This is a genomic window from bacterium (assembly GCA_023150945.1).
Classification (GTDB): Bacteria; Zhuqueibacterota; Zhuqueibacteria; order Zhuqueibacterales; family Zhuqueibacteraceae; genus Coneutiohabitans.
Genome location: JAKLJX010000012.1, coordinates 107,689 through 120,839 on the forward strand (window position 1 = coordinate 107,689; position 13,151 = coordinate 120,839).

Below are 13,151 nucleotides of genomic sequence, written 5' to 3' on the forward strand. Positions count from 1 at the left end.
ATCCCGCGGCCGCGACGCCGGCCGCGTCAAAAGCTCGGCCACGCCAGGTTGGGCACGCGTTCATCATGCGCACTGGCGATTTGAAAGGCCATTTCCATGCTCTGCGAGTAATTCAAGCGCGGATCGCAATAAGTCCGGTAATTCGTCGCGAGATCAGCCTCGGCGATTTGCTCGGCGCCGCCCAGGCATTCGGTCACCGCCTCGCCGGTCAGCTCGAAATGCACTCCGCCGAGATGGCTGCCGCAACGCTGATGAATCGCGAAACACTGCGCCAGCTCCAGCAGAATATCGCGAAAATCGCGTGTTTTCATGCCGCCTGCGGTGATTCTGGTGTTGCCGTGCATGGGATCGCAACACCACAGCACCCGGCCGTTGCTTCGTTGCACCGCCCGCAGCAGCGGCGGCAGCAGATCACCAATGCGATCCTTCCCCAGCCGGGTGATCACCGTGAGCCGGCCCCATTCGTTTTTGGGATTGAGCACGCGGATCAGCTCGACCAGCTCGTCGGGCGCGCAGGTCGGGCCGACCTTCAAGCCGAGGGGATTGGCCAGGCCGCGGAAGTATTCCACGTGCGCGCCGTGCAACTGGCGCGTGCGGTCGCCAATCCACAACGTGTGCGCGCCCAGATTGTAGTAGCGCTTGCGCTCTTTCACGTAATGCGTCAAAGCTTCTTCATAGGGCAACAACAGGCCCTCGTGCGAAGTGAAGAAATCGACGCGGCCCAAGACTTCCGCTTTCACGCCGCCCAGCGCCTCCATGAATTGCACGCCGTCGAGGATGCGTTTCACCAGGCGACGGTAGTCGCGGCGGCGATCGCTTTTGGAAATGAACTCGAGATCCCAGTGATCGGGGTAATGCAGGTCCGCGAAGCCGCCTTCGATCAGGGCGCGAATATAATTGATGGTGGTGGCGGAATGATAATAGCATTGCAACAGGCGTTCAGGATCGGGGATGCGCGTGCGCGCGTCCGGCTCGAAGGAGTTGATGCTGTCGCCGCGAAAGACCGGCAGCTTCTGGCCGCGCACGTTTTCGTATTCCGCCGAGCGCGGCTTGGCGTATTGCCCGGCGATACGGCCGATGCGCACGATCGGCTTGCGCAGGCCGTAGATCAGCACCAAACTCATCTGCAGCAGGATTTTCAGTTTGTTGGCGATGGCGCGGCTGCTGAAATCCTGAAAGCGCTCGGCGCAGTCGCCGCCTTGCAGCAGAAAGCGCTTGCCCTGCGCGGCCTCGCGCAGCAGGCGCTTGAGGTGATCGACTTCACCGGGAAAAACCAGTGAGGGATAGAAGCGAAGCTGCGTCAGCACGCGTTCCAGATGCGCGGCATCGGGATAGGTGGGTTGCTGGGTGATGGGTTTGTTGCGCCAGCTCCTGGGGGTCCAAGTCGTCATGGCTGGGTTATGGTTTCTGCCTGGCAAGTCATTGGCGTTTTTGTTTCGCATAATAGTCATGGCAGGCGGAGAATGTCAAGCAGGTTTCTTGCTGGAAGGCGCCCGGGCGCCGGCAGCTTCCGGCAGGTGTATCGGAAGAGGAATACTGCGGGGCTTGACTTGATTGGGCGGCGAAGCGTTTGCACAGCCGGCCTCGCTCACTCGAACAGCAATTTGCCGTCCTGCATGATCGTGCGGCTGTCGATCGAGATCGTGGGTTCGGAGATCAGGCCGCGCGCCACGATTTCGGTCGTCTTCAATGGGCCCAGGCGCCGGCCGAAGCCGAGGTGAATGGTGCCCAGGATTTTCTCATCCTCCAACTCAGATTGCCCGGAGCGCGCGTGCTCGTTCATGCCGAAGCCGATTTCGAGCACGGTGCGGGCGGTGCCGGTTTTGATCTTGGCGCCGCCGGCTTCCAGCAATTCCGCGCCGCTCAGGCGCAAGCGGCGGCGCAGGGCCACGGCCTCCCGGCCGCCGCGAATCAGTTTGATCTTGCCGTCCACGACTTTCATCGCGATGCCGGCCGCGCTGGCGGCGCGTTCTCCCGCCACGCCGTTGAGCACGATTTCACCGTTCACGGTGTTGCCCGCCGGCATGATGTAGGCGCGGCCGGTCGGCATGCTGGTACAGGGAAAATCACCGTTGAGCGGCGCCGCTTCCATGACGCCGCGATGCTGATGAATCGACATTTCGAGCGCTGTGCCGGATTTGCTGGTGAGCGTGATGGTTTTGCCGATGGTCAGAATGTCCGCGATTTTACGGCAGCGCTCCCGCAAGCGGCGCAAGTCGGTTTTGGCGCAGCGCTGCACCGCCTCCTCTTCCATCGGCGGGCAGATCAAAACCTGGCTGCGCGTCTGCTGCCGCAGCCAGTTGATGCTGGGCGTATCCAAATTCGGCGCCAACACCAGCACACGATCGGCAGTGTTGATGAGACTGCGCGAGAGCGCCGAATGCAGCGTGTGCCGTCCGGAATTGCCGGGCAATTCCAGCAGGAAAACCTCAACCTTGGCCTTTTCCGCCACCTTGCGAAAAATGCCGGTGACCGGCGCCTGCTCGCGGCCGGCGACCAACAACAGCGAATGCTTGGGCAGCAGTTCGAGATAATCGAACAACGCGAGCTGCGCCGTTTTCTCCAGTCGATTCATTTACACCAGAAGGTTGCCCGTGTCCATGATCATGCGGCCGTCGACATACACCGTCGGCCGCAGCACCAGGCCGTCGAGATGGCTCGACACACCCACCGTGCCGCCCATCGATTTGTTGTCGCCGAGCGCAAGATGAACCGTACCCATGACTTTTTCATCTTCGAGGATCAGGCCGGTGATCTGCGCCCGATCGTTGGTGCCGATGCCAAGCTCGGCGAGATTGCGGCCGGCCGGCCCGACCGCATCGACCAGTTGATTGAGCTTGTCGGCCTCCTGCCCGCCGGTGATTTCCACCGCGTTGCCGTTGCGCACCAGAATGTGAATGGGCTGTTGCAGCTTGCCGATGCCCGCGACCGCGGCCTCGAAGACGATCTTGCCCTCGGCGGTGCCTTCCAGCGGCGCAAAGAAAGTCTCGCCCGCCGGCAGGTTGCCGGAAGTGCCGGGTTGATGATACAGTCCGGTGTCAGGCTTGGGATAGCGATCGCCGCGCCGCATGGTGATGTCGGTGCCGGCGGGGCTGGTGACACGGATGAGATCGCCGCGCTGCAATTCCTCGGAGAGCTTGCGGCTGCGTGCCGCGATGGTTTGATAATCCGCGCTCAGACAACGGATCATCATGTCTTCGGTAATGCCGGGCAGCGTGGCGATGCGCGCCCCGCGTTCGCAGGCTTGACGCCGGGATTCGGTGTGCGTGACGGATTTGGTGGTCGGGCACAGCACCACGGCGCTAGCTGCCATGAGCGCGGCGATCGGGGCGGGCGGCTCTTCACCGTTGCGCGAGCGGGGAATGATTTCCGCCAGCATGGCCTCGGCGCCTGCTTCCTTGGCCGCCAGCCACAGCGCCTGGCCGATGTTGCGTTTGTTTTCATCGGTGATGACCGTCACCGTCTCACCCGGTTGCACATTCATGCACACTTTGACGGCGGTGCGCGCGGCCGCGAGCAGTTGCTCGTCCAGCGGCGCCGGCGCCACAGCTTTGGCCGGTGTCCGGCGGGCTGCCGGTTTCCTGGCGGCCGCTTTGGCTGCGGCTTTCTTCACGACTTTCTTGCGGGCGGTGGGAGCAGCCTTTTTTGCAGTCTTGCGAGTCGGCATGACAACCTCACATTTCGGTAATCAAATCATGACGTGCCTGCCTGCGAATGGGCGAGGCAAGAGGCTTGGTTAAAAGAAGCGCCAGCGGGCGCCGCAACAGCGTGGGAACGGCTCACGGTTGCATGAAAATATGCGCAAACACTTTGGCATCGTCAAGCAGGTTTTCGAGCAGGCAGTATTCGTCCGGGCTGTGGGCCGTGTCATCCATCGTTGACCACACCGCTGCCGGGATGCCGGCGCGCCGGAAGAATCCCGCCACCGTGCCGCCGCCGATGCCCATCGGTTTGGGCCGCAGCCGGCGCAAGTCGCGCACCGCCGCGGCGATGGCTTTGACCACCGGCGCTTCGCTGGAGGTGGGCGGCGCCGCCTGTTCGCCCTGCTGGGAGCTGACGCTGATCTTGACGCGAAACTTCTTCTCGACTTCCTTGACCATGGCGCGCACGGTAGTCATCACCTCGGACACTTTGTATTCCGGCAACAGGCGGCAATCGAAATACATCACATCTTCACCGGGAATGGTGTTGATGTTGGGCACATTCGCCTCGCGCTTGGTGGGCTCGAAGGTTGAAAACGGCGGGGCGAACATCGCGTTGCGTTTGCGGAAACGGCGGTAGAGCGAGTCCAGCCGATACGCCAGGTAGCTCGCGGCCTTGTGCGCATTGCGGCCCTTCTCCGGCTCCGAGCCGTGGCATTGCTTGCCGACGGTTTGAAAACGCAACCAGAGAATGCTCTTCTCGGCGACTTCGATCATCGCGCCCTTGTCGTCGCCGGCATCGGGAATGATCATGAGATCATGCGCTTCAAACAGGCGGCGGTGCTGCTGCAACAGATACTGCGCACCGTAGACGCTGCCGGTTTCCTCATCGGCGACGAACAGCAGCGCTACGTCATACGCCGGCAGGAGCGACAAGTCGCGCAGTGCTTTCACGGCGAACACCGCAGACACCAACCCCTGCTGATTGTCTTCCGCGCCGCGGCCGATCAGTTTGCGCCGGCCTTTGGCGTCGGTCTCGACACGCAAGGTCCAGGGATCGCCCGTCCATTTCGAAAGATCACCGGGTGGCACCACATCGAGGTGCGCCATGATCCAGATTGTGCGGCGAGCGGAAGCGCCTTTGCAGCGGGCCACGAAGTTGGGACGATAACCGCAGGGCACGCGCGCGTCCGGTGCATTCAACCATTGCATCGCATCGGGTCGCAAGGCGTGCGTCAGCCAGTTGTGGAGAAAATCGGCCTTGGTTTTTTCGCCCTCGCCGCCATTCTCGGGGGAGAGCGCGGGAATGCGGGTAAGCTGCCGCTGCAACTCGATCGCTTCCTCGTGATACTGGTCGAGGCGGTCGAGCAGGTGCGTCAAGGGAGCATTGAACTTGGGGTTCATGGGAGGTGTGGGGAGAGTATGGTTGAATTCTAAAGGACCGCACGCGGCGGAGTTGATTGCTGGCTGATTCTGTCAAGTGGGTGGGCGCCGTGAGAAGCCGCGAGCCGGTGCATGACCTCGCCCGGCCAACTGGCTTCGCCGCATCGGGGTGTCTCCTCCGGACTCCGGGGCAGCATGTGCCGTACAGAACGGCCATGAAAATATCTTCGAGGGTCTACAAAGTCAAGCGAAAAATCCGGATGATCATCGTTGCTTGGAGTTTTCTGTTGGCATTTCATCAAAATGTTGCTATATTCGCGCCAAAACCAAGCGGTTTATGAATTTATGGCAGAATATCACCCTCGGAAGATACTTCCCGGCAGACTCGATCGTTCACCGGCTTGATCCACGCGCCAAGCTGCTCGCAACTATTGGCATCATGTTCACGATCATGCTGACGGAATCCTGGCCGGCACTGCTGCTGTGGACGGCTCTCCTCGGCGCGGCCATGCTCAGCACGCGCATTCCGTTTCGCATCTTTGTGAGGAATCTCCGTGCTTTCCTCTGGCTGTTCGGAATTACCATTCTCCTGCACGCACTGACCAGTTCCACAGCCCCTGAGGTTGCGAGGTGGGGTTTTGCTTTTTCCTGGAGCGGCGTGTTGATGGGAGTGAAATATGCCCTGCGGCTCGGCCTGCTGGTGATCGCCGCGGCGATCTTGTCGAACACGACCATTCCGACTGACCTGACCGACGGCCTGGAGCGGCTGCTGCGGCCGTTGCAGCGGCTCAAGTTTCCAGTGCACGAACTGGCGTTGATGACCACCATGGCGTTGCGCTTCGCGCCGACGATCGTGGAAGAAGCGCAGCGCATCCAGCGGGCGCAGATTTCGCGCGGCGCTCGTTTCGAGGGCAGCTTGCTGCAACGCGTGCAAGCGCTCGTTCCCATGCTGGTGCCGCTGTTTGTCTCCACCTTCAACCGCGCGGATGAGCTGGCGGTGGCGATGGAAGCGCGCTGCTATCAAGGCGGCGAGGGCCGCGTGAGTTATCGCGAGCTGGCGTGGCGCCGGCGTGACTGGGCGACGCTCGGCGTGGTGGCGGGCATGAGCCTGCTGGCGTTCCACCTTTCTCGATGATGGCATGCCGAATATCAAGCTGATTCTGGAATACGACGGCAGTAATTTTTGCGGCTGGCAATATCAACCCAAGCGGCGCACGGTGCAAAGCGAGGTGCAGCGCGCCCTCAAAATTCTGCTGAAAGAGGAGGTCGGGCTGCACGTCGCCGGCCGCACCGACGCCGGGGTGCATGCCCTCAACCAAGTCGCGAATTTCCGCACGTCGGTTGCAGTGGAGCCGCAGCGCCTGCCGCGCAAGCTCAACGGCATCCTGCCGCGTGATGTCGTGGTCAAGCAGGCGGAGTTCGTGCCGGAGGCGTTTCACGCCCGCTATGATGCCGTGAGCCGGCAGTATCTCTATGTGCTCAGCCGCCATCCGGTGGCCGTCGGCCGGGGGTATGCGTATTTCTGCAAGTTTCCGCTTGCAGTGGAAGCGATGCAGGCCGCGGCGCAACACCTGTTGGGCGAACACAATTTTCGCGCCTTTTGCGCCAGCAACACCGAAGATCCGCACTATCTCAGCCGCGTCGAGATGGTGCAATGGGAAGACAGCGGCGAGAAAATTCTCGTGCGGCTGCGCGCCAACCGGTTTTTGCGCAGCATGGTGCGCATCATCATCGGTACGCTGATCGAGGTTGGCCGCGGCGCCCTGCCTGCGGAGGAGGTGGCAGCGATCCTGGCAAATCAAAAGCGCGTGCATGCCGGCGCCACCGCGCCGCCGCACGGCTTGTTTCTGGAACGGGTCTACTATCCGGCCACGGCCACGGTGTTGCCGCCGGAGGAGGCGGCAGCGCTTGAACGCCTGCGCGAGGAAGCGCAGCCAGCGGCGCTGGCTGAAGATTTGAACTGAGGACGCACGCGCGGTTGCGTTCGCGGGAATGCGGTTCGTTTTGACCGGTGCGCACGCGTCACACCAAACCCTGGCGCGCGGCCGATCGCGGAGCGCGACGTCACGTTGCAACACCACCAGCATATTCTCACCCTCACCTTGGAGTTCGACATGAAGCTTTTTCTCGACACCGCCAATCTTGGCGAAATCAAAAAGATCGCGGCGATGGGCCTGCTCGACGGCGTTACCACCAATCCCACGCTGATTTCAAAAGAAAAGGGAGAATTCAAGCAGATTCTGCGCAACATCTGCGAAGTCGTGCCGGGCCCGGTGAACGCGGAAGTCGTTTCGCTGGAGGCTGACGGCATGGTCAAAGAAGGCCGCGAGCTTGCCAAAATCCACAAGAACATCGTGGTCAAAATTCCGATGACGCGCGAAGGGCTGGTGGCAGTGCGGCGGCTGTCGAGTGAGAAGATTCCCACCAACGTCACGTTGATTTTCAGCCCGAACCAGGCTCTGCTCGCCGCCAAAGCCGGCGCTTCCTATGTCAGCCCGTTCCTGGGCCGGCTCGACGACATCTCGCACGTGGGCATGGATCTCGTGCGCACCATCGTCGAGGTTTATGAAAACTATGAATTCGAGACCGAAGTGCTGGCCGCGAGTCTGCGCAATCCGGTTCATGTGGTCGAGGCCGCGCTCGCGGGCGCGGATATCGCCACGTTGCCGGCGAAAGTCTTTGACCAGCTCTTCGATCACCCGCTCACCGACATCGGCCTGAAGCGGTTCCTGGAAGACTGGGAAAAGGTCAAGCAAGGTCAGGTTTGATTCTTCGCGGCAGGTTTGAAATCAGGTCTGCCGCCTACAGGCACGCTGATGATCGCACGCTATACTTTGCCCGAAATGGGCCGGATTTGGAGCGAGGACAACAAGCTCGCGGTTTGGCTGCAGGTCGAAATCCTCGCCTGTGAAGCGCAAGCCGAACTGGGCGCGGTGCCGGCCGCGGCCGTGGCCAACCTCAAAGCCAAAGCCGGGTTTTCTCCCAGCCGCGTGTTGGAGATCGAAAACACCGTCAAGCACGACGTGATTGCCTTTCTCACCAACGTCGCGGAAACCGTGGGGCCGGACAGCCGCTACCTCCATCTCGGCATGACCTCCTCTGATCTGTTGGATACCGCCCTGGCCGTGCAACTGAAGCAGGCGGGCGAGCTGCTGCTGCGCCGGCTGGAGGCTTTGCAGGCGGCCATTCGCGACCAGGCGGTGGCGCACAAGCACACCATCTGCATCGGCCGTTCACACGGCGTGCACGCCGAGCCGACCACCTTCGGCTTGAAACTGGCAGTGTGGTATGATGAAATCGGCCGCCAGCGCCAGCGTTTGCAGCAGGCCGTGCAGAACGTGGCAGTCGGCAAAATCTCCGGCGCGGTCGGCACCTATGCGCATCTCGATCCGCGCGTCGAAGCGTATGTGTGTGAGCAGCTCGGGTTGCGGCCGGCGGCGATTTCCACGCAAATCGTGCAGCGCGATGGGCATGCGGAATTTCTCAACACCCTGGCGTTGCTCGGCGCCTCGCTGGAGAAATTCGCCACTGAGATCCGCAGCCTGCAGCGCACGGAAATTCTGGAAGCCGAAGAGCCGTTTACCGCTGGCCAGAAAGGCTCCTCGGCGATGCCGCACAAGCGCAACCCGATAACCTGCGAGCGCATCGTGGGCCTGGCGCGGCTGTTGCGCGGCCATGCGCTCGCCGGCATGGAGAACATTGCGCTGTGGCATGAGCGTGACATTTCGCACAGCTCGGTGGAGCGCGTCGTCCTGCCGGACAGCACGATCGTGCTGGATTACATGCTGGTGCAATTCACCAAAGTGGTCGCAGACCTGCAAATCTATCCGGAAAACATGCGACGCAACCTCGAGCGCACCCAGGGCCTGATTCATTCCCAACAGGTGCTGCTCGCGCTCACGCGCAAAGGCATGGCCCGCGAGGAGGCCTATCGCGTGGTGCAGGAGCATGCCATGGCGATTTGGAATGTCGCGTTGGGTGCCGCCACGCCGGCGGCGGGATTTCAGGAACGGCTGCTGGCCGATGCACTGGTGCGGCGTTATCTTTCGGAAAAGGAAATCGCGCAGTGTTTTGAATTGGAACACAATTTTCGGCATCTCGATGCGATCTTTGCTCGCCTCGGGCTGCCGTAATCATAAAGTCACTACGTGAGGAGTGTGGATGAGTAACGCGAAGAAGAAGAGGAAACTGTTTGAGGGCAAGACCAAGGCATTGTTCGAAACCGACAATCCCGAGCAACTCATCCTGGCTTTCAAGGACGAGGCCGGTGAGGCCGCCGGCGTCGTTGAGCACAAGGGCGAAATCAACAGCCAAATCTCGGCGCTGCTCTTTCGCTATCTGGAAGGTTACCACGTTGCTACGCACTTCCTGGCCGAGGCTGGCAGAGATGCGATTTTGGTGCGCCAGCTCAACATGATCGCCCTGGCGGTCGTGACTCACTGCGTGGCGAGCGGGGCGACGGCCCGGCGGTTGGGGGTTAAGGAAGGCACGGTGCTGCAGCCGCCGGTGGTGGAATATTTCCTGAAGGACGAAAGCGCCAAGAAGACTCCACTTGATCGCAAGGATTTGCTGTCGCTCGGTCTGCTTTCATCGGAGGAGTTGCAGCAGCTTGTTCGTCTGACCGCCAAAGCTGTGGCGCTGCTCAGCAGTTACTTTGAGCGCCGCGGCCTGGTGCTGGCCGCGTGCCGGCTGGAATTCGGCCGCTACAAGAACCGCCTCGTGCTGGGTGACGAGCTGTCGCTGGCTTCCTTCCATCTGCGCGACCGCACGACCGGCGAGAATTATGATCTCTTGGAGGCGCGCCAGGAGATGGCGGCGCTGCGCAGAATATACGGCATACTCAGTCAACGCATTTTGACCAGACGCGAAAGAACGGCGGTGTAACGTGCATCGAGAAGGTTTGACGATTGTTCTGGCTTTGGCAATAACAGCCTTGCTTCTGACTCTCATTTATCGTACACTCGGCGGTGGTTTCATCGTCCGCGGCCTGAGCGTGCTGTGCTGGGCGACAACGGCGATGGCGGTCTTTTTCTTCCGCGACCCCGAGCGCGTGATTCCGAACGGCAAGGGCGAGGTGGTTTCACCCGCCGATGGCACAGTCATTGGCATCGACGAGGTGGAGGAGCCGCTGTTCCTGCAGGGGCGGGCGCGGCGGGTCAGCATCTTCCTGTCGGTATTCAACGTGCATGTCAATCGGGTGCCGGTGGAAGGCACGGTGAAGCTGGTGCAGTATCACCGCGGCCGTTTTCACGTCGCTTCGCTGCCCCAGGCTTCCAGCGAGAATGAGCAGTCAGTGATCGGCGTTGAGTCCCCGTGGGGCAGGGTGTTGTTCAAGCAGATTGCCGGGCTGATCGCGCGGCGCATCGTGTACGACGTGCGCGAAGGTTTGGAGGTGCGGCGCGGCGAGCGCTTCGGCATAATCAAATTCGGTTCACGGATGGAAGTTTATCTCCCTCTCGACACAGAAATCAAAGTCCGCCTCAATGAAAAGGTGCGGGCCGGGGAGAGCATCATCGGAGAATTCAAAAATGCTGCGTAAACAAGCATTGGCGCCGAACCTCATGACCCTGATCAACCTGCTGCTCGGCTTTCTGGCCATCGTATTTGCCGCCAACGGCAAATACGTGACCAGCGGGTGGCTCACCATCATCGCGGCGGTCTGCGATGTCTTGGACGGCAAGATCGCTCGCGCGCTGCACACCTCCTCCGATTTCGGCATCGAGTTTGACTCGCTTGCCGATGTGGTCTCCTTCGGCGTGGCACCGGCCTTCTTGATTTACCGCGCCCAGCTCAGTGAGCTGGGCTTGCTGGGGGTCATGGTTTGCTTTCTGCCTTTGGCCGCCGGCGCCATTCGCCTGGCCCGTTTCAACACCACCGCGTCCCTGCTGGACAAGCACAATTTCGTGGGCATGCCGATTCCCGCCGGCGCCAGTTTGATCAGCTCCTATGTCATCTTCAGCCACCAGCTCTGGGGCACCGTGCAATTCTCCGGCCTCACCATCACCCTGATCCTGATCGGATCGACGCTGATGGTCTCCACCATCGAATTCGATGCGCTGCCCAAGTTCTCTTTGCGCCGCGGCCGGCAAAACACCTTGAAACTCGTGCTGCTGGTGGTAGCCGTGTCCGCCTTTCTGCTCTTCCCCGCGCAAGCTTTGTTTCCCCTGGCCCTCGCCTACATTCTGATGCAGGTCGCGCGCGCCTTGCGCAACAGCTTCCGCGATGAAGAAGAAGAAGAAGCCTTGCCGGACGTTTCCATCAGTAAACGCTGAACCAATTCGCAGGCCCCTTCGCCGTGAAAGCTCTGATTCATATCACCCTCAAAGAGGGCATTCTCGACCCACAGGGCAAAACCATCCACCATGCGCTGCAGACGCTGGGATTCACCGCCATGGCCGAAGTCCGCACCGGCAAATTGATCGAAATTTCGCTCGCCGGCCTCGATCACGGCGGCGCGGCGGCGGTGGTGGAAGAAGCCTGCCGGAAACTGCTGGCCAATCCCGTCATGGAAAATTACAGCTACTCGATCGTTGAGTGATTGCCCATGCGCTTTGGCGTTGTCGTCTTCCCCGGCTCGAATTGCGATCATGACTGTTATCATGTCCTGAAGCATGTGCTGCGCCAGGAAACACGCTTCATCTGGCACAAGGAACGCGATCTCACCGGCCTGGAGGCGGTGATTCTGCCGGGCGGCTTTTCCTACGGCGATTACCTCCGCACCGGCGCCATCGCGCGTTTCTCGCCGGTGATGGAGGAAGTGATTGCCTTTGCCCGCGCCGGCGGGATTGTGGTCGGCATTTGCAACGGTTTTCAAATTCTCTGCGAAGCCGGACTGCTGCCCGGCGCCTTGCTGCGCAATGCCCACCTGCGTTTCGTTTCGAGAAACGTTTATGTGCGCTCGGAGAATGCTGCCAGCCGCTTCACCCGCCCGCCCGTACCGGCCGTGCTGAGAATGCCGGTGGCGCACGGCGACGGCAACTACTTCGCGGATGCGGAAACGCTGGCGCGCCTGGAACAACGCCGTCAGATTCTGTTTCGCTACTGCACCGCTGCCGGCCAAGTCACGCCGGCAGCCAATCCCAACGGCTCAGCCGCGGGAATTGCCGGCCTCATGAATGCAGCCGGCAATGTCATGGGCATGATGCCGCATCCCGAGCGTGCCGCGGAAGCGGTATTCGGCTCGACTGCCGGCGCCGCCATCTTCGCAGCGCTCATCGCCGCGCACGCCGCCTGAGCGCCGCGGCGACCGCGCGCGAGTCATCCACGAAAAAGGAGTGCCTGTGCCCACACGTCGAAAAGCTGGCTTCATCGTTTTCATGGTGTTGCTGGGGGGCGCGATCGGCACATTGTTGGGGAAATTGATCGGCCTGTTGATGCCGGCAGGCGTGGCCCGGGAATTTTTCCTGGCGGACGGCACCTGGGCGGTGGGTCCGCTCACGCTTGATGCCGCCGTGGTGAAATTGACACTCGGCGTCAGTTTCGATATCAACGTCATCGGGTTGATCGGGATCGGCGTGGCGGTTTATCTGCTGCGCTGGGTGTTCAACTGAGCTGTATTGGCCTGCCAATCCGCAGGGAGAAAGTTTATGTTCGGCCAAATCGGAATGAGCGAGTTGCTCGTCATCCTCGTCGTCGTGCTGCTGGTCTTCGGCCCGAAGAAACTGCCGGAATTGGCCCGCGGCCTCAGCCGGGGGATCAATGAGTTCCGCCGCGCCGCCGACGAGGTCAAGCAGGAATTGAATCTCAACCTCGAACGGGAGACGCGCTATCCGCGCGAGAGCGAGCGCAAATCTCCCCCCAAAGAGTCTTGACACGCAAGCCATCGATGTTGTTGACCTGTTAGGAGGTGTGCCATGCCTGGCCCCCAAGAGTTAATCGTCATCCTGATCATCGTTCTGGTGCTGTTTGGCGCGAAAAAGCTGCCGGAGCTAGCACGCGGCCTCGGCCAGGGCATTCGGGAATTCAAGAAGGCGGCAAGCAGTTCCGATGAGCAGGACAAGATCGAGCCGCCCAAGCAGCAATCGCAAGCGAACCAACCCAATTGATCGCATCCCCCGGCGGGGCCGATCATCCTGTGCGCTGTAACACGCGGCCGGGCCGTTCCAGTCGGGCCCACGGCCTTTTCCC

General features: G+C 61.3%; 16 protein-coding genes. 12 read left to right on the plus strand and 4 right to left on the minus strand.

Annotated elements, in window-relative coordinates:
• Nucleotides 1-26 precede the first annotated feature (26 nt).
• From L6R21_16305 to L6R21_16320, 4 genes are all read right to left on the minus strand, one after another.
• Nucleotides 27-1,391, minus strand: a complete 1,365-nt coding sequence (locus tag L6R21_16305) for a 3-deoxy-7-phosphoheptulonate synthase class II (GenBank protein ID MCK6560757.1) — start codon at nucleotides 1,389-1,391, stop codon at nucleotides 27-29.
• A gap of 197 nt (nucleotides 1,392-1,588) precedes the next feature.
• The gene (locus L6R21_16310; GenBank protein ID MCK6560758.1) at nucleotides 1,589-2,575 is read right to left on the minus strand and encodes a hypothetical protein; all 987 of its coding nucleotides are present in this window, start codon (nucleotides 2,573-2,575) and stop codon (nucleotides 1,589-1,591) included.
• Nucleotides 2,576-3,667: an aminopeptidase gene (locus L6R21_16315; protein MCK6560759.1), complete on the minus strand. Its 1,092-nt coding sequence runs from the start codon at nucleotides 3,665-3,667 to the stop codon at nucleotides 2,576-2,578. It lies immediately after the preceding gene.
• Nucleotides 3,668-3,779: 112 nt separating this feature from the next.
• Nucleotides 3,780-5,045 (minus strand): M20 family metallo-hydrolase, encoded by a 1,266-nt coding sequence (locus tag L6R21_16320; GenBank protein ID MCK6560760.1) that lies wholly within the window; start codon nucleotides 5,043-5,045, stop codon nucleotides 3,780-3,782.
• A 316-nt stretch (nucleotides 5,046-5,361) separates the two neighbouring features.
• On the opposite strand from L6R21_16320, the gene L6R21_16325 reads away from it, so the two are divergent.
• The 12 genes from L6R21_16325 (at nucleotide 5,362) to L6R21_16380 (ending at nucleotide 13,069) form a co-directional block, all read left to right on the plus strand.
• Nucleotides 5,362-6,159: an energy-coupling factor transporter transmembrane protein EcfT gene (locus L6R21_16325; protein MCK6560761.1), complete on the plus strand. Its 798-nt coding sequence runs from the start codon at nucleotides 5,362-5,364 to the stop codon at nucleotides 6,157-6,159.
• A 4-nt stretch (nucleotides 6,160-6,163) separates the two neighbouring features.
• The gene (gene truA / locus L6R21_16330; GenBank protein MCK6560762.1) at nucleotides 6,164-6,988 is read left to right on the plus strand and encodes a tRNA pseudouridine(38-40) synthase TruA; all 825 of its coding nucleotides are present in this window, start codon (nucleotides 6,164-6,166) and stop codon (nucleotides 6,986-6,988) included.
• 150 nt (nucleotides 6,989-7,138) lie between these two features.
• The gene (gene fsa, locus L6R21_16335) at nucleotides 7,139-7,792 is read left to right on the plus strand and encodes a fructose-6-phosphate aldolase (GenBank protein ID MCK6560763.1); all 654 of its coding nucleotides are present in this window, start codon (nucleotides 7,139-7,141) and stop codon (nucleotides 7,790-7,792) included.
• A gap of 48 nt (nucleotides 7,793-7,840) precedes the next feature.
• Nucleotides 7,841-9,157: an adenylosuccinate lyase gene (purB, locus tag L6R21_16340; GenBank protein ID MCK6560764.1), complete on the plus strand. Its 1,317-nt coding sequence runs from the start codon at nucleotides 7,841-7,843 to the stop codon at nucleotides 9,155-9,157.
• Nucleotides 9,158-9,185: 28 nt separating this feature from the next.
• The gene (locus tag L6R21_16345; protein ID MCK6560765.1) at nucleotides 9,186-9,908 is read left to right on the plus strand and encodes a hypothetical protein; all 723 of its coding nucleotides are present in this window, start codon (nucleotides 9,186-9,188) and stop codon (nucleotides 9,906-9,908) included.
• Between the two features lies 1 nt (nucleotide 9,909).
• The gene (locus tag L6R21_16350) at nucleotides 9,910-10,563 is read left to right on the plus strand and encodes a phosphatidylserine decarboxylase family protein (protein ID MCK6560766.1); all 654 of its coding nucleotides are present in this window, start codon (nucleotides 9,910-9,912) and stop codon (nucleotides 10,561-10,563) included.
• A complete protein-coding gene (gene pssA, locus L6R21_16355; GenBank protein ID MCK6560767.1) occupies nucleotides 10,553-11,296 on the plus strand; it encodes a CDP-diacylglycerol--serine O-phosphatidyltransferase in 744 nt (247 codons plus the stop codon). The genes L6R21_16350 and pssA overlap by 11 nt, the downstream gene beginning before the upstream one ends.
• 23 nt (nucleotides 11,297-11,319) lie before the next feature.
• Nucleotides 11,320-11,562: a phosphoribosylformylglycinamidine synthase subunit PurS gene (gene purS, locus L6R21_16360; protein MCK6560768.1), complete on the plus strand. Its 243-nt coding sequence runs from the start codon at nucleotides 11,320-11,322 to the stop codon at nucleotides 11,560-11,562.
• 6 nt (nucleotides 11,563-11,568) lie between these two features.
• Entirely contained in the window at nucleotides 11,569-12,258 is a 690-nt protein-coding gene (purQ, locus tag L6R21_16365; GenBank protein ID MCK6560769.1) for a phosphoribosylformylglycinamidine synthase subunit PurQ, read from the plus strand.
• Nucleotides 12,259-12,304: 46 nt separating this feature from the next.
• Complete coding sequence (locus L6R21_16370) at nucleotides 12,305-12,574, plus strand: DUF4321 domain-containing protein (protein ID MCK6560770.1); 270 nt, start codon at nucleotides 12,305-12,307, stop codon at nucleotides 12,572-12,574.
• A 36-nt stretch (nucleotides 12,575-12,610) separates the two neighbouring features.
• Nucleotides 12,611-12,835: a twin-arginine translocase TatA/TatE family subunit gene (tatA, locus tag L6R21_16375; GenBank protein MCK6560771.1), complete on the plus strand. Its 225-nt coding sequence runs from the start codon at nucleotides 12,611-12,613 to the stop codon at nucleotides 12,833-12,835.
• 42 nt (nucleotides 12,836-12,877) lie between these two features.
• The gene (locus L6R21_16380) at nucleotides 12,878-13,069 is read left to right on the plus strand and encodes a twin-arginine translocase TatA/TatE family subunit (protein MCK6560772.1); all 192 of its coding nucleotides are present in this window, start codon (nucleotides 12,878-12,880) and stop codon (nucleotides 13,067-13,069) included.
• Nucleotides 13,070-13,151: the final 82 nt, after the last annotated feature.

Bases quoted from the DNA above. Each gene is read 5' to 3' on its own strand.
- L6R21_16305 (MCK6560757.1), bottom strand. From the start codon at position 1,391: ATGACGACTTGGACCCCCAGGAGCTGGCGCAACAAACCCATCACCCAG.
- L6R21_16310 (MCK6560758.1), bottom strand. From the start codon at position 2,575: ATGAATCGACTGGAGAAAACGGCGCAGCTCGCGTTGTTCGATTATCTC.
- L6R21_16315 (MCK6560759.1), bottom strand. From the start codon at position 3,667: ATGCCGACTCGCAAGACTGCAAAAAAGGCTGCTCCCACCGCCCGCAAG.
- L6R21_16320 (MCK6560760.1), bottom strand. From the start codon at position 5,045: ATGAACCCCAAGTTCAATGCTCCCTTGACGCACCTGCTCGACCGCCTC.
- L6R21_16325 (MCK6560761.1), top strand. From the start codon at position 5,362: ATGAATTTATGGCAGAATATCACCCTCGGAAGATACTTCCCGGCAGAC.
- truA (MCK6560762.1), top strand. From the start codon at position 6,164: ATGCCGAATATCAAGCTGATTCTGGAATACGACGGCAGTAATTTTTGC.
- fsa (MCK6560763.1), top strand. From the start codon at position 7,139: ATGAAGCTTTTTCTCGACACCGCCAATCTTGGCGAAATCAAAAAGATC.
- purB (MCK6560764.1), top strand. From the start codon at position 7,841: ATGATCGCACGCTATACTTTGCCCGAAATGGGCCGGATTTGGAGCGAG.
- L6R21_16345 (MCK6560765.1), top strand. From the start codon at position 9,186: ATGAGTAACGCGAAGAAGAAGAGGAAACTGTTTGAGGGCAAGACCAAG.
- pssA (MCK6560767.1), top strand. From the start codon at position 10,553: ATGCTGCGTAAACAAGCATTGGCGCCGAACCTCATGACCCTGATCAAC.
- purQ (MCK6560769.1), top strand. From the start codon at position 11,569: ATGCGCTTTGGCGTTGTCGTCTTCCCCGGCTCGAATTGCGATCATGAC.
- tatA (MCK6560771.1), top strand. From the start codon at position 12,611: ATGTTCGGCCAAATCGGAATGAGCGAGTTGCTCGTCATCCTCGTCGTC.
- L6R21_16380 (MCK6560772.1), top strand. From the start codon at position 12,878: ATGCCTGGCCCCCAAGAGTTAATCGTCATCCTGATCATCGTTCTGGTG.